Annotated in this window: 21 protein-coding genes; 16 read left to right on the forward strand and 5 right to left on the reverse strand. The window is 72.9% G+C overall.

Translation table 11 applies throughout. The features are described 5' to 3' along the window. Nucleotides 1–229: 229 nt before the first annotated feature. Both ACFWFZ_RS21660 and ACFWFZ_RS21665 read right to left on the reverse strand, forming a co-directional pair. The gene (locus tag ACFWFZ_RS21660) at nucleotides 230–1150 is read right to left on the reverse strand and encodes an NADP-dependent oxidoreductase (RefSeq protein WP_387124424.1); all 921 of its coding nucleotides are present in this window, start codon (nucleotides 1148–1150) and stop codon (nucleotides 230–232) included. Between the two features lie 85 nt (nucleotides 1151–1235). Continuing rightward, a complete protein-coding gene (locus ACFWFZ_RS21665; protein WP_387124425.1) occupies nucleotides 1236–1955 on the reverse strand; it encodes a DUF2470 domain-containing protein in 720 nt (239 codons plus the stop codon). A gap of 157 nt (nucleotides 1956–2112) precedes the next feature. On the opposite strand from ACFWFZ_RS21665, the gene ACFWFZ_RS21670 reads away from it, so the two are divergent. The 4 genes from ACFWFZ_RS21670 to ACFWFZ_RS21685 all read left to right on the forward strand — a co-directional run bounded on the left by ACFWFZ_RS21670 (nucleotide 2113) and on the right by ACFWFZ_RS21685 (nucleotide 5073). Continuing rightward, nucleotides 2113–2508, forward strand: coding sequence for a cell division protein SepF (locus ACFWFZ_RS21670; protein WP_030651331.1), 396 nt, complete (start codon nucleotides 2113–2115; stop codon nucleotides 2506–2508). 67 nt (nucleotides 2509–2575) lie between these two features. Beyond that, complete coding sequence (locus ACFWFZ_RS21675; protein WP_387124426.1) at nucleotides 2576–4069, forward strand: AAA family ATPase; 1494 nt, start codon at nucleotides 2576–2578, stop codon at nucleotides 4067–4069. After that, nucleotides 4066–4464, forward strand: coding sequence for a nucleotide pyrophosphohydrolase (locus ACFWFZ_RS21680; RefSeq protein WP_387124427.1), 399 nt, complete (start codon nucleotides 4066–4068; stop codon nucleotides 4462–4464). Before ACFWFZ_RS21675 ends, ACFWFZ_RS21680 begins: the two co-directional genes overlap by 4 nt. A 123-nt stretch (nucleotides 4465–4587) precedes the next feature. Then, complete coding sequence (locus tag ACFWFZ_RS21685; RefSeq protein WP_387124428.1) at nucleotides 4588–5073, forward strand: DUF6099 family protein; 486 nt, start codon at nucleotides 4588–4590, stop codon at nucleotides 5071–5073. A gap of 95 nt (nucleotides 5074–5168) precedes the next feature. Here ACFWFZ_RS21685 and ACFWFZ_RS21690 read toward each other — a convergent pair whose 3' ends face one another. Further along, nucleotides 5169–5417, reverse strand: coding sequence for a hypothetical protein (locus ACFWFZ_RS21690; RefSeq protein ID WP_387124429.1), 249 nt, complete (start codon nucleotides 5415–5417; stop codon nucleotides 5169–5171). A gap of 202 nt (nucleotides 5418–5619) precedes the next feature. Here ACFWFZ_RS21690 and ACFWFZ_RS21695 point away from each other — a divergent pair, with 202 nt between their 5' ends. The 5 genes from ACFWFZ_RS21695 to ACFWFZ_RS21715 all read left to right on the forward strand — a co-directional run bounded on the left by ACFWFZ_RS21695 (nucleotide 5620) and on the right by ACFWFZ_RS21715 (nucleotide 10508). Further along, a complete protein-coding gene (locus ACFWFZ_RS21695) occupies nucleotides 5620–6543 on the forward strand; it encodes an LLM class F420-dependent oxidoreductase (protein WP_387124430.1) in 924 nt (307 codons plus the stop codon). A gap of 15 nt (nucleotides 6544–6558) precedes the next feature. Then, nucleotides 6559–7482: a homocysteine S-methyltransferase gene (mmuM, locus tag ACFWFZ_RS21700; protein ID WP_387124431.1), complete on the forward strand. Its 924-nt coding sequence runs from the start codon at nucleotides 6559–6561 to the stop codon at nucleotides 7480–7482. 401 nt (nucleotides 7483–7883) lie between these two features. Beyond that, on the forward strand, nucleotides 7884–8357 hold the full coding sequence (locus ACFWFZ_RS21705) for a hypothetical protein (protein ID WP_387124432.1): 474 nt from the start codon (nucleotides 7884–7886) through the stop codon (nucleotides 8355–8357). Between the two features lie 17 nt (nucleotides 8358–8374). Further along, nucleotides 8375–9001, forward strand: coding sequence for a hypothetical protein (locus ACFWFZ_RS21710; RefSeq protein ID WP_387124433.1), 627 nt, complete (start codon nucleotides 8375–8377; stop codon nucleotides 8999–9001). Beyond that, entirely contained in the window at nucleotides 8994–10508 is a 1515-nt protein-coding gene (locus ACFWFZ_RS21715) for a hypothetical protein (RefSeq protein WP_387124434.1), read from the forward strand. The genes ACFWFZ_RS21710 and ACFWFZ_RS21715 overlap by 8 nt, the downstream gene beginning before the upstream one ends. Here the strand turns inward: ACFWFZ_RS21715 and ACFWFZ_RS21720 are convergent. After that, the gene (locus ACFWFZ_RS21720; RefSeq protein ID WP_387124435.1) at nucleotides 10445–11512 is read right to left on the reverse strand and encodes a hypothetical protein; all 1068 of its coding nucleotides are present in this window, start codon (nucleotides 11510–11512) and stop codon (nucleotides 10445–10447) included. The genes ACFWFZ_RS21715 and ACFWFZ_RS21720 overlap by 64 nt on opposite strands. Nucleotides 11513–11670: 158 nt before the next feature. On the opposite strand from ACFWFZ_RS21720, the gene ACFWFZ_RS21725 reads away from it, so the two are divergent. Then, nucleotides 11671–12318 (forward strand): hypothetical protein, encoded by a 648-nt coding sequence (locus tag ACFWFZ_RS21725; RefSeq protein ID WP_387124436.1) that lies wholly within the window; start codon nucleotides 11671–11673, stop codon nucleotides 12316–12318. Here the strand turns inward: ACFWFZ_RS21725 and ACFWFZ_RS21730 are convergent. After that, nucleotides 12315–13103, reverse strand: a complete 789-nt coding sequence (locus tag ACFWFZ_RS21730) for an excalibur calcium-binding domain-containing protein (protein ID WP_387124437.1) — start codon at nucleotides 13101–13103, stop codon at nucleotides 12315–12317. The genes ACFWFZ_RS21725 and ACFWFZ_RS21730 overlap by 4 nt on opposite strands. 124 nt (nucleotides 13104–13227) lie before the next feature. Here ACFWFZ_RS21730 and ACFWFZ_RS21735 point away from each other — a divergent pair, with 124 nt between their 5' ends. From ACFWFZ_RS21735 to ACFWFZ_RS21760, 6 genes are all read left to right on the forward strand, one after another. Continuing rightward, nucleotides 13228–14739: a 3' terminal RNA ribose 2'-O-methyltransferase Hen1 gene (locus ACFWFZ_RS21735; protein ID WP_387124453.1), complete on the forward strand. Its 1512-nt coding sequence runs from the start codon at nucleotides 13228–13230 to the stop codon at nucleotides 14737–14739. Continuing rightward, entirely contained in the window at nucleotides 14736–17318 is a 2583-nt protein-coding gene (locus ACFWFZ_RS21740; protein ID WP_387124438.1) for a polynucleotide kinase-phosphatase, read from the forward strand. Before ACFWFZ_RS21735 ends, ACFWFZ_RS21740 begins: the two co-directional genes overlap by 4 nt. Nucleotides 17319–17511: 193 nt before the next feature. After that, entirely contained in the window at nucleotides 17512–18024 is a 513-nt protein-coding gene (locus ACFWFZ_RS21745; protein WP_387124439.1) for a hypothetical protein, read from the forward strand. A gap of 46 nt (nucleotides 18025–18070) precedes the next feature. Next, nucleotides 18071–19297 (forward strand): arginine deiminase, encoded by a 1227-nt coding sequence (locus tag ACFWFZ_RS21750; protein WP_387124440.1) that lies wholly within the window; start codon nucleotides 18071–18073, stop codon nucleotides 19295–19297. Nucleotides 19298–19423: 126 nt separating this feature from the next. After that, nucleotides 19424–20443: an ornithine carbamoyltransferase gene (gene argF / locus ACFWFZ_RS21755; protein WP_387124441.1), complete on the forward strand. Its 1020-nt coding sequence runs from the start codon at nucleotides 19424–19426 to the stop codon at nucleotides 20441–20443. 160 nt (nucleotides 20444–20603) lie between these two features. Beyond that, nucleotides 20604–21431, forward strand: a complete 828-nt coding sequence (locus ACFWFZ_RS21760; RefSeq protein ID WP_030026980.1) for an enoyl-CoA hydratase family protein — start codon at nucleotides 20604–20606, stop codon at nucleotides 21429–21431. Nucleotides 21432–21435: the final 4 nt, after the last annotated feature.

Genomic DNA, 21435 nt, shown 5'->3' on the forward strand with positions numbered 1-21435 from the left:
CTCACGCACGGCCCACCGCGCCGACCGCGCGCGCGGCAGCAGGTCGGCGCGCGGGTCCCCGGCGGCCGCCGCGTCGGGGGACCTGAGGACCGGCGAGTTCCTGGACCTCGTCGGCCGTCGGCCTCGGGGACCGGCACCCGCACCAGCTCTCCGGCGGCATGCGCCGACGCGTCGCCGTCGCCCGCCCGCTCGCGTACGACCCGGAGGCCGCGGCCCGCGGCCCGTGGCGTCAGACCGTCAGGACGATCTTGCCGCGGGTGCGGCCCGCCGCGCTCAGTTCCCAGGCCTTGGCCGCATCGGCGAGCGGCAGGGCGTGTTCCACGTTCACCGTGAGCCTGCCCGCGTCCGCCAGCTGCGCGAGGAACGCCAGGTCTGCGGTGTCCGGGCGCACCCACAGCTGGTGGGCGCCCTTGGCGGCGGCCTCCTGGTCGGCGATGGACACCACCCGGTCGCGCCGCTTCACCAGCGACTGCAGCGTCCCGACGACGCCGTCGCCGTAGAAGTCCAAGGCCGCGTCCACGCCGTCGGGCGCGAGTTCGCGGACCCGGTCCGCCAGCCCCTCCCCGTACAGCACGGGCTCCGCGCCGAGCGAGCGCAGGTAGTCGTGGTTGTGCGCGCCGGCCGTGCCGATGACCCGCAGGCCGAGGGCGACCGCGATCTGCACGCCGAAGGAGCCCGTGCCGCCGGCCGCGGAGTGGATGAGGACGGTCTCGCCGGCCTCGACGCCGACGCGGGTCAGCGACTGGTATGCGGTGAGGCCGGCCAGCGGGAGGCCGGCCGCCTGCTCGAAGGTCAGCTCGCGCGGCTTGCGGGCGAGGGTGCGCACGGGGGCGGAGACCAGTTCGGCGTAGGTGCCGAGCTCCACCCACTCCTTGCGGACGTAGCCGTAGACCTCGTCGCCCACGGCGTAGTCGAAGGTGTCCTGGCCGACCGCCTCGACGACACCGGACACGTCCCAGCCGGGTATGACCGGGTGGCGGACTTCGAGGATCGGGTCGAGGTAGCCGGCGGCGAGCTTCCAGTCCACCGGGTTGACCCCGGCGGCCTTCACGCGGACGAGCACCTCGCCCGGACCCACCTTGGGCTGCGGGGCGTCAACGAGGTTCAGGGAAGCGGGAGTTCCGTATGTGCTGTAGGTAATGGCCTTCATGATCACGCCCAACGCCGCTCCCGCACCGGCTATTCCGCAGGGGCCGTTCGGTACCGGCCCTGCCCGCGGGCTGTGTGCGGACCGCTCAGGCCGGCAGCGTGTTGCGGTGCGAGCGCCTGCGCGCCGCCGCGAACAGCGCCTGGATCTGCGCGCCCGACTGCTCGACGTCGTCGAGGGGCGAGGGGAAGGCCAGCCGTACGTCGCGGTGGCCGCGCCGCTCCTCCAGCCGCAGGGTGATCCCGTAGCGGTCCATGGCGAGCGGCAGGGCGCGTACCACCCCGGCCGCGGGTTGCGGGTGGACCAGGCGCAGCAGCAGTGTGACGAGGTCGTGGTGGTCGTCGAGGAGGTGGGTGAGCATGCCCGCCTCGTAGGGTGCGAGCGCGTCGGGCCGGGCCGCGTCGAGCTCCTCCAGGCCTACGTGGGCGACGCCCTGCGCGGTCTCCAGCTCGGCCCGGTCGAACTCCATGCAGGTGGAGTCGGCGCCGGACGCGACGGACAGGTCGGAGTAGGGGGTGAGCAGCCGCCCCAGGACGGTGACGCGGGCGCGCACCCGGTCCCGTACGGGAGTGGGCGCGACGTCGGTGAACTCCAGCCGGATCGCGGGCCGGTGCTCGGCGCGGCCGCCGGGCTCGGCGGGGTGCAGGTGCAGTCGGCCCATGGGGTCGCCGCCGTCGAGGTGGCGGACCTCGCTGCGCAGGCCGTCGGTGATCACCGTCATGGAGTGGGCGGCGGCCAGGACCGACCGGATCCGCTCGGCGGCGGTGGGCAGGGCGGCCGATGCTGCGGGGTCACCGAACAGGCGCATGCGGATCTCTCCATCGTCCGTGTAGGTTAGGTATGCCTAACCTAACTCATTCTGGTCTCTGAGAGTACCCGGCCCGGTTCGTGTCGTTGTTGGGCTGAACGGGTGAAACACGAGAGGATGGGGGGATGCACATGAAGCGCGCGGCCGAGGCGGCCCGGTGAGCAGGTACGACGTCACCGACGAACAGTGGGAGGGGCTCGCGCAGGTGGTACCCCTGCGCAGTCGCAACGAATGGCCCTCCCGGGTGGACCACCGCACGATTCCCAAGTCGCCCGGGGCGACGGCGGCGGAGCAGCGGCGCTTCGTGGTGATCAGAGTCCAGATCTTCGCGGACGCCAGGGAGGTGGCCGAGTACCTGATCGCGCAGATCCCGGTACTGCTGGACCTCACCGGAGCCGACAGCGAAGTGGCCAAGCGGATCCTCGACTTCAGCAGCGGGGTGGTCTTCGGGCTGGGCAGCGGGATGCACCGGGTGGACCGGAATGTCTTCCTGCTGGCGCCCGTGGGGACCGAGGTCGAGGGGATCGCGGCCGCGGCCGTCCCCCGATCGTAGGAAGGTCCGTACGAAGGAACGGTTCGCCGGGGCCGCGGGGGGCCCGGCGGCCCGTACCGTCCGGCGCATGGACGCCACCGCCGTCGCGTTAGGCGACGCCACCCGCACCCGTATGGATTCCCCCGAGACCGGACCGGCCGACGAGCCCGCGGCGGTGGACCCGCCGGGCCCGACCCCGGCCGTCCCTCCCGGGGCATCGATCGTGTCCGGGGCTGCCTGGGCTGCCGGGGATTCCGCGGCCTCCGAGGCTGCCGGGGCTTCCGCGGCTGCCGGGGCCTCCGACGCCTCCGCGGCGACGCGGCCCGCCCCTCCTGCGGCCCCGGCCCCGGCCCTGGCTCAGGCCCCGGCCCTGGCCCCGGCCGGGACGGCCGGCGACCCTGTCGTGCCCGCGCAGGCGACCCCACGTGGCGCCGTTCGTCCTGCCCAGCCCGCGCCACGGCACGCGCGGCCCGTGATCACCGAGTTGAGGCTGTCCGCCTTCGGGCGGCACCGGTCCGCGGCCTTCCCGCTCGGGCCCGTCACCCTCTTCGCCGGGCCGAGCGGCAGCGGCAAGTCCCAGGCCCTGGCCGCCTATGAGGCCTTGGCCGGGCTGGGCGCCGGCGCCACCCTCGACGAGGCCTTCCCCGACGCGGGCGCCCGCATCCCCGACCGGGCGCTCCCCGACGCGCAGCGGCGACGCGGCTTCCGCCTCGGCTGCACGGTCGACGGCCCCGTCGGACCGGTCCGGCTCGACCTCGCCGTCCAGGCCGAGCCCTCGCTGCGGATCGTCGGCGAACGGCTCTCGCAGGACGGGCGGATCCTGTTCGCCACCGCCCTGCGCGACCCCGGCCGGCGCTCGGTACAGGCCGCCTGGCTGACCGGTGGCGCGGTCGGCGTCACCCGGGCCCCGCTGCCCGAAGACCGGCTCGGCACCGCGCTGCTCCCGCTGCGGGTCGCAGGGTCCACGGCCGGCCAGCGGCAGGTGCTGGCCGCCGCCGAGCAGGTGGTCGTGGCCCTGCGCTCGGTGTTCGCCTGCGACCCACGCCCGGACCGGATGCGCGCGCCCGTGCCTCGGGGTGAGGGCCGGCTGCTGGGCGACTGCGCCAACCTGGCGGACGTACTGCGCCGGACCCGCCACGAGTGCGGGACCCGCCACGCGCTGCTGGCCGAGGCCGCCCGGACCGGCTGCGCGGGGCCCGTGAGCGGGCTGGACGTACGCGCTCCGCAGGACGGCGCCGTCACCGCGGTCCTGGACCGCGGACCCGGTCGCCCACCCACGGAACTGGCCCGACTCGGCTCCGGCGAGCTCCGCTTCCTCGCGCTCGCGCTGGTCCTGCTCACCGGGCCGGGAGTGCTGGACATGGACCCCGCCGCCGAACTGCTCTCCGCACGGCAGGCGCTGACCGTGCTCGCCGACGGCTTCGACCGCGGTCTGGACGCGAGCCAGGGCGCCGAACTGCTGCGGCTGGCGCTGCTGTCCTGCGGCCGCGGGCACGTCAGGCTGGTGGCGGCCGTGGGGGAGGGGACCGCGGCCGCCGCCCGCCGCCTGCCGGGCGTGTCGGTGGTAGACCTGTCGGCATGAACGAGACGGAGACGCAGGAGCCCCGGCCGCCCGAGCGGCGGCCCGAGGAACGGCTGGACCTGCTGCAGCGCAGGCTCGCGGCGTTCGCGGCGGCGCGCGGCTGGGAGCCGTACCACACGCCCAAGAACCTGGCGGTGGCGCTGAGCGTGGAGGCGGCCGAACTGGTCGAGATCTTCCAGTGGCTGACACCGGAACAGTCGGCGAAGGTCATGGAGAAGCCGGAGTCCGCCCACCGCGTGGCCGATGAGGTGGCCGACGTACTCGCGTATCTGCTGCAGTTCTGTGAGGTTCTCGGGGTGGATGTGCTGGATGCGCTCGCCGCGAAGATCGAGAGGAATGAACTCCGCTTCCCCGTAACGGGTGATCCGACACCGAATCGTCACTCTTCGGAGTGATGGACTCTTCCACAATCACGTTTCTGTCCACATTTCCCGAATACCCCTGGCTTTACCGGCCCGTTGCCCTCACTCTGGGTAGTGGTGAGGACGGTGGGATGTCGTGCGGACGGGGGACGGCATATGGATGCGGTACGGCTCATCGCGGCCGGCCGGCACGCGCTGGCACAGAGCGGGGCTGCGTGGGACATAGTGGGCGAGGCCTGGCAGGCCCAGGCACTCGCGCAGGGAATCGGGAGCTGGCTGGCGGTCACCGGACCGCCGGAGCTGAGATCGGAGGCACAGGGACTGGGGGAAGCGGGAGGCAGAGGATGCGGGATCCTGGACCGGGCGGCCCTGCGCGGCGAGGGCAGCGCGCCCGAGTATCCGCCGCGGGCCGCACAGCTGGGCGGTGTGTCGGACGTCCGACAGGCGCTGCTCGGACTCCAGACACTGCTGGGCGAGGTGGGGATAGCCCTGGTCGGGGTGGCCTGCGCCACGGACGACGAGGCCCTGTACTGGCAGTGCATAGAGTCGATCGACGCGGCTGACGAGTCGAGCGACCGGGTACGGGCGATCCTGCGCCGCATGGTGGTCCGTGAGCGGGGGTCCGCCTCGGGCGTGGCCTGAGCCGCGCACGGCCTGGTACGGGTGGCACGGGTCCTGCGGGCGGCGCGGCAGATGGCACGGGCCGGGTCCCGCCGTGCGCGACGGGACCCGCGCGGTCAGGAGGACCGCTGGGACGGGCGCTCGCCCTCGGCGGTGCGGTCCGCGGGTGGGGAGGACTGGAGATCGGCGTCGAGCTGCGAAAGATCGGCGTTCGGCGCCGCCATCAGCTCCTCCATCTGCTGCAGCAGGCCCTTCGGCGCGCCGTCGTTCCGGGCGGGCGCGGTGGACTCCGGCGGTGCCTCGTGTGCTGCCTGTCCGGTCCAGCCGGTCTGTCGGGGGGTCTCCGGCACGGCCTCGTGGGACATGGCGGCCTCCTCGGCCCTGGCCCTTCCGCGGGAAGGGGGCGGTGGACGCACCGGCGAGAAAGCCGCCGGCACGCGGGCCGGGCGGTCCGGCTCCGACCGGGCAAACGATCCCCGTCCGGGCTGGTCACTGGCGGCCCCGGGCCCCGACACGTCAGGTTGACGAAGATTCACCCCGGCGGGGCGGGACGGGCAGGATGGGGCCATGGATCTTCGCATTTTCACCGAGCCCCAGCAGGGTGCGACATACGACACCCTCCTGACCGTCGCCAAGGCCACCGAGGACCTGGGCTTCGATGCGTTCTTCCGCTCCGACCACTATGTGCGGATGGGCACCGCCGACGGTCTGCCCGGCCCGACCGACGCCTGGATCACCCTCGCGGGCCTGGCCCGCGAGACCAGGCGGATCCGCCTCGGCACCCTGATGACGGCCGGCACCTTCCGGCTGCCCGGCGTCCTCGCCATCCAGGTGGCGCAGGTCGACCAGATGTCCGGCGGCCGTATCGAAATGGGCCTGGGCGCGGGCTGGTTCGAGGAGGAGCACAAGGCCTACGGGATCCCCTTCCCGCCGGACCGGATGTCCCGGCTGGAGGAGCAGCTGGCCATCGTCACCGGCCTGTGGGCCACCGCGCCCGGCGCCACCTTCGACTACGCGGGGGACCACTACCGAGTCGAGAAATCGCCCGCGCTGCCCAAGCCCCTCCAGGCCCGGATCCCCGTCCTCGTCGGCGGCCACGGCGCCAAGCGCACCCCGCGGCTCGCCGCGCGGTACGCGGACGAGTTCAACATGCCCTTCGCCTCGATCGCGGACAGCGCACGGCAGTTCGACCGGGTCCGGGAAGCGGCCGAACAGGCCGGCCGGAGGCCCGACGACCTCGTCTACTCCAACGCCCTCGTGGTGTGCGTGGGCAAGGACGACGCCGAGGTGGCGCGCCGGGCCGCCGCCATCGGCCGGGACGTCGACGAGCTCAAGGCCAACGGACTGGCCGGCTCCCCGGCCGAGGTCGTGGAGAAGATCGGCGCCTACAGCGCCATCGGCTGCTCCCGCGTCTACCTCCAGCTCCTCGACCTCGACGACCTCGACCACCTGGAGCTCATCTCCGCCCAGGTGCTCTCGCAGCTGAGCTAGGGCCCGGGAACACCGATGCCGCGCGCGACCGGCCCGCTCGCCGAAGCCCTGGCCCACCGGACCGTCGTCCTGGACGGCGGACTCAGCAACCAGCTCGCCGCCCAGGGCTGCGACCTCACCGGGGGCCTGTGGACCGCCCGCGTCCTCGACGAGCGTCCGGTCCAGATCGAGGCCGCCCACACGGCGTACGCGCGGGCCGGCGCCGAGGTGCTGATCACCGCCAGCTACCAGGTCGGCTACGACGCCTTCGCCGCCCGCGGCCGCGACCGCGACGCGACCACCGCCCTGCTGCACCGCAGCGTCGCGCTCGCCGCCAGGGCGGCCGAGGCCGCCGACCACGACGTGTGGGTGGCCGCCTCGGTCGGCCCGTACGGAGCGGTGCTCGCGGACGGCTCCGAGTACCGCGGCCGGTACGGACTGAGCGTGCGCGAACTCGCCGCCTTCCACCGCCCCCGCATCGAGGCCCTGCTCGCCGCGGGCCCCGACGTCCTGGCCGTGGAAACCCTCCCCGACCCCGACGAGGCCGAGGCCGTGCTCACCGTCCTCGCGGAGACGGGCGCCCCGGCCTGGCTGAGCTACACCGTGGCCGGGGGCCGCACCCGGTCGGGACACCCGCTGCCCGAAGCCTTCGCGCTCGCCGCGCAGGCCCCGCAGGTCATCGCGCTCGGCGTCAACTGCTGCGACCCCGCCGAGGTCCTCCCGGCCCTCCGGGCGGCGGCCGCCGCCACCGCCAAACCCCTGCTGGCCTACCCCAACGACGGCTCCGTCTGGGAGGCGGCCACCGGCACCTGGCGGGCCCCCGCGGCCATGCCCCCCTGGCCCACCACCGCCTGGCGCCGCACCGGAGCCCGCCTCCTCGGCGGCTGCTGCCGCATCGGCCCCGACCACATCGCGCACCTGGCCCGCGAGACCGGCCCGCCTGGCGAATCGATCACGTGATGAAGCGTCAACTCGCTTTTGCGTACAGTTCTGGCCAACGCGGCTTCTAGCCAGGCGCTCGGGCTGACAGGTGCCACCAAGGCGGGCACGATGCTCCGACATTGAACGGGGGGTCGTGATGAGCGCTGCCGAAAACACAACCGAGCTCGAAGGCCGGGACGCCGACCCGAGCGGCCCCCCCCGGCCAGGACGCCCAGGGCGCTCTCGGCAAGCCGGGGCAGCCCCAGGACCCCGAAGAGCGGGCCGGCGCCGAACTGGCCCTGCGCGTCTTCAGCGGCGACGAACGCTGGGGCTGGGAGTTCGTCCAGCCCCCCGAGCCCCCCGCGCACCGAGACGCCCAGAACCCGCCCGTCTACACCGAACCCTCCGACGCCGAGGTCCGCGCCGCGCAGGAGCGGGCCATGGGCGGCCGCAACACCTCGGGCTTCGGATGCCTGACCCTGCTCGTGGGTGGCGCGGCGTTCGCGGCCGGCGGTGTCGGTGCCGCGGCCGTCGTCGTGATCCTCATCCTCACCCTGATCATCGCGACCTCCCCCAAGGCCGGACTGCGGGCCGCCCAGCGCCGTCTGCAATCCGCACGCGAACGCGCCCAGACCGACTACCACGCACGCAGGCGGGTCTGGCAGGACCGGCTCGACACCCACCGCGCCGAACACCTGCGCCACAACGGGACGCTGGACACCTGGTACCCGATCTCCCTCGACTCCGGCCCCAGCCGGATCGACGTCTTCGGCGGCACCGGCAACGGCTGGGCGAGCCTCCTCGCCACCCTCGGCGGACCGATCCTCGGCAGCGGCGCCCGGTCGTCGTCCTGGACCTCACCCAGCAGGCCGTCGCCCTGGAACTGGCCGGCCTCGCCGCCCGCCGCGGAGTGACCGTCACCCACGTACCCATGCCCGGCGCCCTGCTCGGCATGGACCTGCGCGAGGAGTTCACCTCCGAGGAACTGGCGGAGACGCTCGCCGAAGCCCTCGCGAGCATGCGCCCACCCGGCGGGGACCTCGACCTCCACACCATCGACGCCGACGTGGTCCAGACCGTCACCGACCTGCTCGAAGGGCCGGTGACCCTGGCCCGCCTCGCCGCCGGACTGCGCGTCCTGCTGCGCGTCTACGACGCCGACCCGTCGTCGCCGGGCCTGCTCAGCCCCTCCGAGATCGAGTCGATCACCCGGGCCATCGACCTCGTCGGCCAGGGCGAACGCGTCCAGAACGAGCTGCGCTACGTACGGGCCCAGACGGAACTGCTGGCGAAGGCGGAAGCAGCCGACGCCCCCGACACCCCCGCGTCTGCCTGGTGGAAGCCCGGCAGCCTGACCGTCGTCACCACCGAGGACCGCGTCCACCGGCGCAAGGACCTCACCGACCGCTTCGTCTTCTTCCGTCTGCTCCACACCCTGCGGGGGTGCGCCGTCGCCGCAGGCTCGGGCACGCTCGTCGTCGCCATGAACGGTGGGGACGTGCGGTCCAGGCGGCGTGGGCATGCGCCCGGCGGAGGGGGAGGCGGCGTTCATGAGTGAGGTCGGCAACATCTCCGACGCGCCACCGTCGCCTCCGCCCCCGGCGCCTCCGGTCGACGCGCGGGCAGCCGGTGACGGCGACGTGCCGAACGACGGCCACGGGGACGCCGGCGCGCGGAGCACCGGCGACCAGGGGCGCGACGAGATGAGCGACGGGGACCTCCCGAAGCTCGGACACACCGCAGAGGAACGGCCCGACACCCCCACCGAAGACCTGGCGGACGGCGACGTCGGCAAGCAGGAGACAACGGTGGACCAGCCCGCGGCGGAACCGCTGCCGGCCGGACAGGCGCCTCCGGGCGGCAACGAACCACCAAGGGGCCCGGTGCCCCCCACGGTCCCGCCGGACCTGCCTCCCCCGGACCCGTCGAACAGAGCGGGCTCTGACGACCGCGCGGTCTCGGTGGTGATCGAAGAGCAGCGGAGTGAGCGCAAGCCCTCGAATTCCGCAGACCCGGAGGCTCCAGCGGTGGCTGCGGACGCACCGACCCCAGTGGACCATCCGAATCCGAGTCTGAAGTCGGACCCGAACCCGACTCAGGAGGGCGATCCGGTCGACCCGGCAGACCTGTCCCAGGGGCCGGAGACAGCTCAGCACCCAGAACAGGGCGAGGTCGTGGGCTGGGCCCAGGGGGGTCCGGAATCCGAAGTCGCAAAGGTTGCCCACCCCGAGCCGGCGGGCGTGACCGGCGGAGAAGCGAAGCCCTTTGAGCAGGACGACATGGAGCGCCGATCCGCTGGGGACTCGGCAGCGGAACCGGACACGGTGCCTGATCCGGACAGTCCGAAGCCCGGTAATACGGTCGAGGACACGACGGAGCGGTCGGAAGACGGTCCCGCCGAAGGTGTCGACCAGCCTGCCGAAGAATCCACGGACGACGAGTCCAACGAGGCGACGGACGAGCCGGAATCCGATGCCCAGCTTCAGGAATCCGAAGGCGGCGCTTCCGATAGCAGCAGCGAGGAGGAGAAGCAGGAGCGAACAGACAGCCGACCGGACGGCGAAACCCGTGACCGCGCAGAGACGCCGCCGAAGGGAGATGCCGGGCCGTCACCTCTGAGCATCCAAGAACGAATGCGCCAGGCGGTCGGAGCTGCGAGAAACTGGGCCAACGATACCTATATCGGGCGCCGATTGGCGGGCAGGCCGATGGAGCCGTGGAAGAGCAACCGTGCCTTGCACCGAAGTCTGGACGGAGAACGTCCTGCGGCGAACGCAGTGGTCGGCAACCTGCGTGAGCTGAAGCTCGGCAACCCCTCCATCGGGTACAAGGATGCCAACGCCAAACGCCGATCGGACGAGGACCTGGTCAACTCCGTCTTCGCCCCTCGCGATGGCCAGTACATATCGACGCACACCGACAGGCCGGGCGTCATAGGGCAGGGAAATCACAGAGCCATGGAGCTTCTGAGCCGAGCCGAGGACCCGGACAACGATGAAATTCAGCTGACCACACCGATATTCATCCACAGGGTTGGCGAGCCGGAAAAGGCAGAGGAGGAGTAGGTGTGACCGCAGGGGGGCGCCACGGAAGTGGTGAGGTGGCGGACAGGGTCTTCGGGGGAGGGGAGCGGTGGGGGTGGGAGTTCGTCGTGCCGCCGGGGCCCGTTGCGCATCCCGCCGCCGGGAGGCCGCCGGTGTGGGTCGAGCCGTACTTTCCGGAGCTGGCCGAGCTGGACAACCGGCGTGCGCTGCGGTTGACCGGGCCGCAGAGCGTCGGGGTGGTGCTCCTGATCCTCTTCTGCGGGTTGCTGACGGTTGGCCTGATCGGTGCGGCCGTCCTGGCCGTCGTGTTCGTCGCCGTGTCGGTGGCGACGAATCCCGCGCGCCGGTACGACCGGGCGCGTCAGCGGGCGGTCGAGGAACGGCAACGGCACTGGGCCGCACACCAGCACCGGGTGGCCGACTGGCAGCGGCTGCTGCACGAGCACTGGCAGGCGGAGATGCGGCGGCGGGCGGCGGCCGATACCTGGTTCCCGTTGGTGCTCGGCTCCCGGCCGGCCCGGATCGATGTCGTCGGCGGGACCGGTGACGGCTGGGCCGGTCTGCTCGCCACCTTCGGCGGGCCGGCGCTCGCCGGCGGTCAGGCGCTGCTCGTCGTCGACATGACCGAGCAGGCCGTGGCCGTCGAGCTGGCGCAGCTCGCCGGGCTCCGCGGCGTCCCCGTCGAGCACGTGCCGTTCCCGGGTGCGGTGTTGCGGACGGATCTGGGTGACGAGTACGCGCCCGAGGACCTCGCCGACTCGCTCGCCGCGGCGCTCGCCACGATGAGGCCGCCGGGCACCGACACCGACCTCGTCACCATCGACGCCACGGTGATCCGTACCGTCGCCCGCCGCCTCGACGCCCCGCTCACCTACTTCCGGCTCGCCGCGGGCCTCGCCGTCCTGCTCCGTCAGGACGAACGGCACGCACAGGACGCGGAGCTGGCGCCCCACGAGGTCGCCCGGCTCACGGAGGCCATCGACTCGGTGGGCCGGGGCGAACGCCGCCAGAACCAGCTGCACCACGTGAAGGACCAGCTCGACTCACTCTCCGAGGGCGAGGGCGCACACGTACGGGACCGGCTGGCCGCCGAGTGGTGGCGGCCAGGGCCGCTCACTGTGCTCTCCACCGACGGCCTCGGCCCCGGCGCAAGGACCTTGCGGACCGGGTCCTGTTCTTCCGGGTGCTCCATGCCCTGCGCACCCGTGCCTTCCCGTCCGGCACGGGCACGCTCGTCGTCGCCGGCGCCGATCGCCTCGGGCGCGAAGCCCTGGAGGCCCTGGCCCGTCAGGCGCGCGCCGCGGGGGTACGCCTCGTGCTGCTGCTGGAGCACCTGCGCGAGGCGACCCTGCAGGTGGCGGGCGGATCGGGCAGCGCGATCGTGTTCATGCGCATGGGCAACGGCGAGGAGGCGAAGGCCGCCGCGGAGTTCATCGGGCACCAGCACACCTTCGTGGTCAGTCAGCTGACCCGGCAGGTCGGCGAGACCCTGACGACGGGACGCGGCAGCAGCTACGGGGAGCAGATCGGCGACTCGCGGACCCACACCTCGAACTCCGGCCCGCACCCGGGCTCCTCGACATCCACCGGCACCTCCTTCTCGCGCAGCTGGCAGGAGAGCGTCAACGCCTCGCGCGCGACGTCGACCTCGGACGGTGAGACCACCGCCCGCGTCTATGAGTTCACGGTGAAGCCGACGCAACTGCAGGCGCTGCCCCCGACCGGGATCGTGCTGATCGAGTCCGCGGCCGGGGGCGGCGCGTGGCCTTCGGGGACTGCAACCCGGCCATCGTCGCCATGCCCCGCGTATCCTCCCGGCCCCGCTGACTAGCGTTCGCAGCCGACGCCGTCACCGTCGCGGTCGAGGTGTCGGCCGTACCCAGGGTCCCCGCGGCGGATCGGGGCCGTGCCCGCCGCCCGGACGGCGGCGCAGTTCGCGTACGAGACGTTCCCGCTCCCGCCCGTCCCGTCGTCGTCGGGTGCCGGGGCGGTCGTGCGGGCGGTCGTGGGCGGCGCGGGCGCCGGGGCGGGCGGCTTCGGGCGCAGGTCGGTGCCGGGCGTCGCGGGGCAGGCGGTGCCCGGCGCCACCAGGTGCACGACCGGAGCGGCGCTCTGCGGCACGAGTCCGGTGCCGGCCGCGACGTCCTGGAAGCAGACGAGCCACGTCCCGTGGTCGGCGGGGAGGGGGACGTCGGCGTAGGCGCTCGACGCACTGAGTTCGCCGTCGATCAGTTCCTCCACCGCCTTCTCCGCCTGCACGTAGGGCCACCCGACGGCCGACGGCATCTGCGGTGCGGCGCTCGGCGTGGGCGCCGCCGGCGGGGTCGGAGTCGGGCTCGGGGTGGGGGAGGCGGAGGGCGCCGCGGCTGCCTGGGGCTTGGCCTCGGCCCCGGCCTCCTTCGGCGGGTCGGACAGCAGCGGTATCAGGAACCAGATGCCGGACAGGACAGTGGCGAGGACCTTCCGTGTCCGTTCCCACTGGCTCGTCCAGGCGAGCGCGATTCCGGCGGGCGGAAGGAGGACGAGGGCCGCGATGATCAGGGCGGGGTGCTGCCACCAGCGGCGCGGCGGCCTGGGCGCGGCTGAGGGTGCGTAGGCGTGCGGGGGCGGGTACATGGAGCGCTCCTGGAGGCCGAACACGGTGCGGAGCGCGCGAGCCTATCCAGAAGGTTGAAGATCATACTTGTTTTCGCTCGAAACCCATTGGCCCGAGGAGGATCCGGCAGTCATGCTGAACCGCATGTTCCTCACGATCACCACCACCGGGACCGCCGAGAATCCGGCGACTGACCTGGGCTTTCTCCTGCACAAGCACCCGGACCGGGTCCGCGTGGAGAACCAGTCCCACGGCATCGCCCACGTGTTCTATCCCGAGGCCGCGGCCGAGCGGTGCACGGCGGCCCTGCTGCTGGAGGTGGACCCCGTCGCGCTCGTCCGCCGCGGGAAGGGCAAGGGCCGCGGCGGAGCACCCGACGCCGCGCTCGCGCAGTACGTCAACGACCGGCCGTACGCCGCGTCCTCGCTGCTCGCCGTCGCGCTCAGCGGGGTGTTCCGCACCGCCCTGAAGGGGCAGTGCGTCCTGCGCCCCGAACTCCCGGACCAGGCACGCCCGCTGCGCGTCGAGATCCCCGTGCTCCCCGCGCGCGGCGGCGCCGCGATGGTGCACCGGCTGTTCGACCCGCTCGGCTGGGACGTCGTACAGGCCGAGGCAGTACCGCTCGACGAGCAGTTCCCCGAGTGGGGGGACTCCCGCTACGTACGCCTCGTGCTGGAGGGCGAGCTGCGCCTCGCCGACGCCCTGCGGCAGCTCTACGTGCTCCTGCCGGTCCTCGACGACGCCAAGCACTACTGGATCGCCCCCGACGAGGTCGACAAGCTGCTGCGCGCCGGAGACGGCTGGCTCGCCGCGCACCCCGAGCACGCGCTGATCAGCTCCCGCTACCTGGCCCGCCACAAGCGGCTGACCCAGGAAGCCGTCGAACGGCTGGAGCTGGTGCGCCTCGCCGAGTCCGACGGCAGCGAGGTCGAGGAGCTCGACAACGCCGTCGACGAGACCCGCGACACCCAGGAGCGGCCCGTACCGCTCGCCGTGCAGCGACGCGACGCGATCCTCGCCGCCCTGCGCGCCGCCGGCGCCCAGCGGGTGCTGGACCTCGGCTGCGGACAGGGGCAGTTGGTGCAGGCGCTGCTGGGGGACCCCGCGTACACGGAGATCGTCGGCATGGACGTCTCCGTGCGGGCCCTGACCATCGCCGCCCGGCGGCTGCGGCTGGAGCGGATGGGCGAGCGGCAGCGCTCGCGCGTCACTCTGTTCCAGGGCTCGCTCGCCTACACCGACAAGCGGCTGGCCGGCTACGACGCGGCCGTGCTCAGCGAGGTCGTCGAGCACCTGGACCTGGAGCGGCTGCCCGCCCTGGAGTACGCGGTGTTCGGCTCCGCCCGTCCCCGCACGGTCCTCGTCACCACCCCGAACGTCGAGTACAACGTCCGCTGGGAGACCCTCCCGGCCGGGCACGTCCGGCACGGCGACCACCGCTTCGAGTGGACCCGCGAGGAGTTCCGCGCCTGGGCCGGCCAGGTCGCCGCGCGCTTCGGCTACGCCGTCGCCTTCGTCCCCGTGGGCGACGACGACCCCGAGGTCGGGCCGCCGACCCAGATGGCCGTCTTCACCCAGGACACCACCACCGAGACCAACGGCACCACCAGCCACAGCACCGGCACCGACACCCCGAAGGAGGGCGAGGCGGCATGACCGACACCGAGATCACCGAGAGCACGAGGGCCCCCCGTCCCCGGACCCTGCCCGTCACCGACCTGTCCCTCGTCGTCCTGATCGGGGCCACCGGCTCGGGCAAGTCCACCTTCGCCCGCAAGCACTTCAAGCCCACCGAGGTCATCTCCTCCGACTACTGCCGCGGCCTGGTCTGCGACGACGAGAACGACCAGGGCGCGAGCCGGGACGCCTTCGACGTCCTGCACTACATCGCCGGCAAGCGCCTCGCCGCCGGCCGCCTGACCGTCGTCGACGCCACCAGCGTCCAGGCCGACGCCCGCCGGCAGTTGGTCCAGCTCGCCCGCGAGCACGACGTCCTGCCCATCGCCATCGTCCTGGACATGCCCGAGCAGGTCTGCGCCGAGCGCAACGCGGCCCGCCCCGACCGGGCCGGCCTGCCCCGCGCGGTCATCCAGCGGCACCGCCGCGACCTGCGGCGCTCCCTGCGGGGCCTGGAGCGCGAGGGCTTCCGCAAGGTGCACGTGCTGCGTTCCGTCGAGGAGGCCGAGACCGCCGAGGTCGTCCTGGAGAAGCGGTTCAACGACCTCACCCACCTCACCGGCCCCTTCGACATCGTCGGTGACATCCACGGCTGTTCCTCCGAGCTGGAGACCCTGCTCGCCAAGCTCGGCTACGAGGACGGCGTCCACCCCGAGGGCCGCACGGCCGTCTTCGTCGGCGACCTCGTCGACCGCGGACCCGACAGCCCGGGCGTCCTGCGCCGCGTGATGGGCATGGTCAAGTCCGGCAACGCCCTGTGCGTGCCCGGGAACCACGAGAACAAGCTCGGCCGTTACCTCAAGGGAGCCAAGGTCCAGCAGACCCACGGACTCGCCGAGACCGTCGAGCAGCTCTCCCACGAGCCGCAGGAGTTCGTGGAGGAGGTGCGGGAGTTCATCCGCGGCCTCGTCAGCCACTACGTCCTCGACGGCGGGAAGCTGGTGGTCTGCCACGCCGGGCTGCCCGAGAAGTACCACGGTCGCACCTCCGGCCGGGTCCGCTCGCACGCCCTGTACGGGGAGACCACCGGCGAGACCGACGAGTTCGGCCTGCCCGTGCGCTACCCGTGGGCCGAGGACTACCGCGGCAAAGCCGTCGTGGTCTACGGCCACACGCCCGTCCCGGACACCGCCTGGATCAACAACACCATCTGCCTCGACACCGGCGCCGTCTTCGGCGGCCGGATGACCGCCCTGCGCTGGCCCGAGCGCGAACTGGTCGACGTACCGGCCGAGAAGGTCTGGTACGAGCCGGTCAAGCCGCTCGTCACCGAGGTGCCGGGCGGGCATGACGGCCGTCCGCTGGACCTGGCGGACGTGTACGGGCGCCGGGTCGTCGAGACCCGGCACCTGGGCAACGTGGGCGTCCGTGAGGAGAACGCGGCCGCGGCCCTGGAGGTCATGAGCCGCTTCGCCGTCGACCCGCGGCTGGTCCCGTACCTGCCGCCGACCATGGCGCCGACCGCGACATCCCGTGAGCACGGCTTCCTGGAGCACCCGGCCGAGGCCTTCGCCCAGTACCGCGAGGACGGCGTCACGCAGGTGGTGTGCGAGGAGAAGCACATGGGCTCCCGCGCCACCGTCCTGCTCTGCAGGGACGCCGGCACCGCCCGCGAGCGGTTCGGGGTCGACGGTCCGACCGGTTCGGCCTACACGCGCACCGGACGGCCCTTCTTCCACGACCCCGAGGTCACCGAGGAGGTCCTGGCACGGCTGCGCGCGGCCGTCACCCGTGCCGGGCTGTGGGAGGAGCTGGGCACCGCCTGGCTGCTGTTCGACGGGGAGCTCCTGCCCTGGTCGCTGAAGTCGGGCGGCCTGCTGCGCAACCAGTACGCCGCGGTGGGCGCCGCCTCGCGCGCCGTGTTCCCCGGCGCCCTCGCAGCCCTGGAGGCGGCGGCCGCCCGCGGCGCCGACACCGGCGCCCTGCTGGAGCGCCAGCGCGGCCGGGCCGCCGACGCGGCGGCCTTCACGGAGGCCTACCGCCGCTACTGCTGGACCACGGACGGGCTGGACGGCGTACGGTTCGCGCCGTTCCAGCTGCTGGCGGCGGCCGGGCGGTCGCTGGCCGCCGTACCCCACGACCGGCAACTGGACTGGCTGGACCGGCTGGTCGCGGCCGACGATCCGGCCACCCCGGGCGGCACCGGCCTGCTGCGCGGCACCGGCCGGATCCTGGTCGACACCGGGGACGAGGAGTCCATACGGGCCGGCACCGACTGGTGGCTGGAGCTGACGGCCGCCGGCGGTGAGGGCATGGTCGTCAAGCCGCTCCAGGCATACGCCCGTGACGGCAGGGGCCGGCTGGTCCAGCCGGGGATCAAGGTGCGCGGCCGGGAGTACCTGCGGATCATCTACGGCCCGGAGTACACGCGTCCGGACCAGTTGGAGCGGCTGCGGGGGCGGTTCCTCGGACACAAGCGCTCGCTCGCCCTGCGGGAGTACGCGCTCGGGCTGGAGGCGCTGGACCGGCTGGCGGCCGGGGAGCCGCTGTGGCGGGTACACGAGCCGGTCTTCGCGGTGCTGGCGCTGGAGTCGGAGCCGGTCGACCCGCGGCTGTGACCGCGGCGACGCCGGCCCACCGCGTCGGGGGCGGCGCGAAGGTGAGGGGGAGGCGTAAAGGCGGAGCCCCCGTACGGCCCCGAATTAGGTCGTATGGGGGAACTTTCGCCGAGAACGCCGGGGAAACCGCCCGCGGGATCGTTCATCCAGGGCAGCGGAATGACCGCCACCCTGGAAGGACGGAACACCACCTATGAAGATGACCGCGCGCGGAAGCATTGCGGCGCTCCTGACCTGTATGGCCGCGGCCGGTGTGGCCACCCCGGCCGTCGCCGACGGGGTGCCGGTGGGTGTCCCGCTGGAGGGTGTGGAGACCACGACGGGCCTGGCCGTGCCGCGGATCGCCACCGCGGTGCCGCTGCCGGTCGTCGGAGCGCCCGAGGCTCCCCGCATGCACACGGGCGAGATGCTCCCCACGCCGCTGCTGCCGGCGGTCCCGATCGCCACCGAACTCGGCGAGACCCTGGTCACCTCACCGCTGCCGAACCTGGCGGGCCGCCCGGAGACGGACGGTGAGGGTTCCCTGGAGTCGCCCGCCACCACCGTCCGCACCCGTACCCCGGGTGCGGTCGTCGGTTCCCCGCTCACGATGCCGGACGGGTCCAACTTCGGGCTGCCGAACCTGACCGCGCCCAAGCTGGGCCTTCTCGCCCCGGAGGTCGCGGGGGCGCCGGAGGCGCTCCTCGGTGTCGCCCTGCCCCGCTGAGCCGACGCCTCCTCAAAAGGCCGCCCGGTCTGCGAACGTGTACGGCATGGGATTCCATGTCGACTCCGAGACCGGGCGGCTTCGCCGCGTCATCCTCCACCGGCCCGACCTGGAGCTGAAGCGGCTCACACCCGGCAACAAGGACGCGCTCCTCTTCGACGACGTGCTGTGGGTGCGCAGGGCCCGCCAGGAGCACGACGGCTTCGCGGACGTGCTGCGCGACCGGGGCGTGGAGGTCCACCTCTTCGGGGACCTGCTGCGCGAGGTCCTGGACGTCCCCGAGGCCAGACGCCTCGTACTGGACCGGGTGTTCGACGAGAAGGAGTACGGGCCGCTCGCCACCGACCCCCTGCGGTCGGCCTTCGACGGGCTGGCCTCGGCGGACCTGGCGCAGGCGCTGGTCGGTGGGATGACCAAGCGGGAGTTCCTGGAACGGCACGCCGAGCCGGTGTCCGTGCGCTTCCACGCCCTGGACATGGACGACTTCCTGCTGGGGCCGCTGCCCAACCACCTCTTCACCCGCGACACCTCCGCCTGGATCTACGACGGGGTGTCCATCAACGCGATGCGCTGGCCCGCCCGGCAGCGCGAGACCGTCCACTTCGAGGCGATCTACCGGCACCACCCGCTCTTCACCGCCTCCGGCGCCTTCCACTACTGGTCGCAGGGGCAGGCGGACTACCCCTCGACGATCGAGGGCGGGGACGTCCTCGTCATCGGCAACGGCGCGGTGCTGATCGGGATGAGCGAGCGGACCACGCCGCAGGCGGTGGAGATGCTGGCGCGGGGCCTGTTCGCCGCCGGTTCCGCGACCTCCATCGTGGCCCTCGACATGCCGAAGCGCCGGGCCTTCATGCACCTGGACACCGTGATGACGATGGTCGACGGAGATACGTTCACTCAGTACGCGGGCCTCGGCATGCTCCCCTCCTACACGATCGAGCCGGGCGACGGGGGCAACGAGCTGAAGGTGACCGACCACCCGGCGGAGCACATGCACCGGGCCATCGCCGCGGCGCTCTCGCTCGACTCGATCCGGGTGCTGACCGCGACCCAGGACGTGCACTCGGCACAGCGCGAGCAGTGGGACGACGGGTGCAATGTGCTCGCCGTCGAGCCGGGCGTGGTGGTCGCCTACGAGCGGAACGTGACCACCAACACGCACCTGCGCAAGCAGGGCATCGAGGTGATCGAGATTCCGGGCAGCGAGCTGGGGCGGGGCCGGGGCGGGCCGCGCTGCATGAGCTGTCCGGTGGAGCGGGACCCCGTCTGAGCAGGCTGATACGGGGGCCGGCGGGGGGAAGGTCACACCCGCGGTAGGCCCACTGGTCTGTATATCAATACAGGACGTCGTATAGACTTCCAGCATCCCCTGTCACCGTGACGCTGGAGCGACCCCATGGCCCCCGACCTCAAAGGCCGCAGTTTTCTCAAGGAGCTCGACTTCTCGGCCGCCGAGTTCCGCGGCCTGGTCGAACTGGCCGCCGACCTGAAGGCGGCCAAGAGGGCCGGGGTCGAGCAGCGCCTGCTCCGGGGCAGGAACATTGCGCTGATCTTCGAGAAGACCTCGACGCGCACCCGCTGCGCCTTCGAGGTCGCCGCCGCGGACCAGGGCGCCCACACCGTCTACCTCGACCCGGCCGGCTCCCAGATGGGGCACAAGGAGTCGGTCCGGGACACCGCCCGGGTGCTGGGCCGGATGTTCGACGGGATCGAGTACCGGGGTGACAGCCAGGAGGCCGTCGAGGAGCTCGCCGCACACTCCGGCGTCCCCGTCTTCAACGGCCTGACCGACGACTGGCACCCCACCCAGATGCTGGCCGACGTCCTCACGATGACCGAGCACAGCACGAAGCCGCTGCACCGGATCTCCTTCGCGTACCTCGGCGACGCCCGCTTCAACATGGGCAACTCCTACCTCGTGACCGGCGCGCTGCTGGGCATGGACGTACGGATCGTCGCGCCCCGGAGCTACTGGCCCGCCGAGCACGTGGTGGCCGAGGCGCGCAGGCTCGCGGCGGACAGCGGTGCCCGGATCACCCTGACCGAGGACGTCGGTGCGGGCGTCGCCCAGGCGGACTTCGTGGTGACCGACGTCTGGGTGTCCATGGGGGAGCCCAAGGAGGTCTGGGACGAGCGGATCGCGGCCCTGGCGCCGTACGCCGTCACCATGGACGTGCTGCGGGCCACGGACAACCCGGACGTGAAGTTCATGCACTGCCTGCCGGCCTTCCACGACCTGGGCACCAAGGTGGCCCGGGAGATCCACGAGCGGCACGGGCTCGACTCGTTGGAGGTGACGGACGAGGTGTTCGAGTCGGAGCACTCGGTCGTCTTCGACGAGGCCGAGAACCGGCTGCACACCATCAAGGCCGTTCTCGTCGCCACCCTCGGCCGTCCCGGCCCGGGTGACGCATAGCCATACGAGGGGGGCGCCCCGGCGTCGGCGCAAGGGGCCGGGGTCCCGCGCAGGCGGGGGCATCCGGCCGGTGTCCGGTGGGCGACCGCGGCCGGCAGGGCGTCCCCCATTTGTAGCGTTTCTCTGACGGTAGTCACGATCTGGTGATAGCGTCGCTCGTGTGAGCCCCTTCACCGGTTCCACACCAGCGACCGAACGGTGGCACCACCTCCGCCTCACCCGGCAGGACGGCGTCGCCACCGTCACCTTCGACCGCCCCGAGAAGATCAACGCACTCACCTTCGGCGCCTACGCCGACCTGCGCGATCTGCTCGCCGAACTGTCCCGCGAGCGCTCCGTGCGCGCCCTCGTACTGGGCGGCGAGGGCCGCGGCTTCTGCTCCGGCGGAGACGTCGACGAGATCATCGGCGCCACCCTCGCCATGGACACCGCCCAGCTCCTCGACTTCAACCGGATGACCGGCCAGGTGGTCCGCGCGATCCGCGAATGCCCCTTCCCGGTGATCGCCGCCGTGCACGGCGTGGCCGCCGGCGCCGGCGCCGTTCTCGCGCTCGCCGCCGACTTCCGGATCGCCGACCCCACCGCCCGCTTCGCATTCCTCTTCACCCGCGTCGGCCTCTCCGGCGGCGACATGGGCGCCGCCTACCTGCTGCCCCGCGTCGTCGGCCTCGGCCACGCCACCCGCCTGCTGATGCTCGGCGAGCCCGTCCACGCCGCCGAAGCCGAGCGGATCGGCCTGCTCAGCGAACTCACCGACGAGGGCAAGGCCCACGTACGGGCCGCCGAACTCGCCGCCCGCCTGGCCGCCGGCCCCTCCCTCGCCCACGCGCAGACCAAGGCGCTGCTCACCGCCGAACTCGACATGCCGCTGGCCGCGTCGGTCGAGCTCGACGCCGCCACGCAGGCCCTGCTCATGAACGGCCAGGACTACGCGGAGTTCCACGCGGCCTTCACCGGGAAGCGGCCGCCGGAGTGGAAGGGCAGGTAACGCC

It is taken from the genome of Streptomyces sp. NPDC060232, from assembly GCF_042726555.1.
Taxonomy (GTDB): Bacteria; Actinomycetota; Actinomycetes; order Streptomycetales; family Streptomycetaceae; genus Streptomyces.

What these genes read in the sequence shown, in the direction of transcription:
- ACFWFZ_RS21660 (WP_387124424.1), bottom strand. Translation starts at nt 1,150, where the DNA reads ATGAAGGCCATTACCTACAGCACATACGGAACTCCCGCTTCCCTGAAC.
- ACFWFZ_RS21665 (WP_387124425.1), bottom strand. Translation starts at nt 1,955, where the DNA reads ATGCGCCTGTTCGGTGACCCCGCAGCATCGGCCGCCCTGCCCACCGCC.
- ACFWFZ_RS21675 (WP_387124426.1), top strand. Translation starts at nt 2,576, where the DNA reads ATGGACGCCACCGCCGTCGCGTTAGGCGACGCCACCCGCACCCGTATG.
- ACFWFZ_RS21680 (WP_387124427.1), top strand. Translation starts at nt 4,066, where the DNA reads ATGAACGAGACGGAGACGCAGGAGCCCCGGCCGCCCGAGCGGCGGCCC.
- ACFWFZ_RS21685 (WP_387124428.1), top strand. Translation starts at nt 4,588, where the DNA reads ATGGATGCGGTACGGCTCATCGCGGCCGGCCGGCACGCGCTGGCACAG.
- ACFWFZ_RS21690 (WP_387124429.1), bottom strand. Translation starts at nt 5,417, where the DNA reads ATGTCCCACGAGGCCGTGCCGGAGACCCCCCGACAGACCGGCTGGACC.
- ACFWFZ_RS21695 (WP_387124430.1), top strand. Translation starts at nt 5,620, where the DNA reads ATGGATCTTCGCATTTTCACCGAGCCCCAGCAGGGTGCGACATACGAC.
- mmuM (WP_387124431.1), top strand. Translation starts at nt 6,559, where the DNA reads ATGCCGCGCGCGACCGGCCCGCTCGCCGAAGCCCTGGCCCACCGGACC.
- ACFWFZ_RS21705 (WP_387124432.1), top strand. Translation starts at nt 7,884, where the DNA reads ATGGGCGGCCGCAACACCTCGGGCTTCGGATGCCTGACCCTGCTCGTG.
- ACFWFZ_RS21710 (WP_387124433.1), top strand. Translation starts at nt 8,375, where the DNA reads ATGCCCGGCGCCCTGCTCGGCATGGACCTGCGCGAGGAGTTCACCTCC.
- ACFWFZ_RS21715 (WP_387124434.1), top strand. Translation starts at nt 8,994, where the DNA reads ATGAGTGAGGTCGGCAACATCTCCGACGCGCCACCGTCGCCTCCGCCC.
- ACFWFZ_RS21730 (WP_387124437.1), bottom strand. Translation starts at nt 13,103, where the DNA reads ATGTACCCGCCCCCGCACGCCTACGCACCCTCAGCCGCGCCCAGGCCG.
- ACFWFZ_RS21735 (WP_387124453.1), top strand. Translation starts at nt 13,228, where the DNA reads ATGTTCCTCACGATCACCACCACCGGGACCGCCGAGAATCCGGCGACT.
- ACFWFZ_RS21740 (WP_387124438.1), top strand. Translation starts at nt 14,736, where the DNA reads ATGACCGACACCGAGATCACCGAGAGCACGAGGGCCCCCCGTCCCCGG.
- ACFWFZ_RS21745 (WP_387124439.1), top strand. Translation starts at nt 17,512, where the DNA reads ATGAAGATGACCGCGCGCGGAAGCATTGCGGCGCTCCTGACCTGTATG.
- ACFWFZ_RS21750 (WP_387124440.1), top strand. Translation starts at nt 18,071, where the DNA reads ATGGGATTCCATGTCGACTCCGAGACCGGGCGGCTTCGCCGCGTCATC.
- argF (WP_387124441.1), top strand. Translation starts at nt 19,424, where the DNA reads ATGGCCCCCGACCTCAAAGGCCGCAGTTTTCTCAAGGAGCTCGACTTC.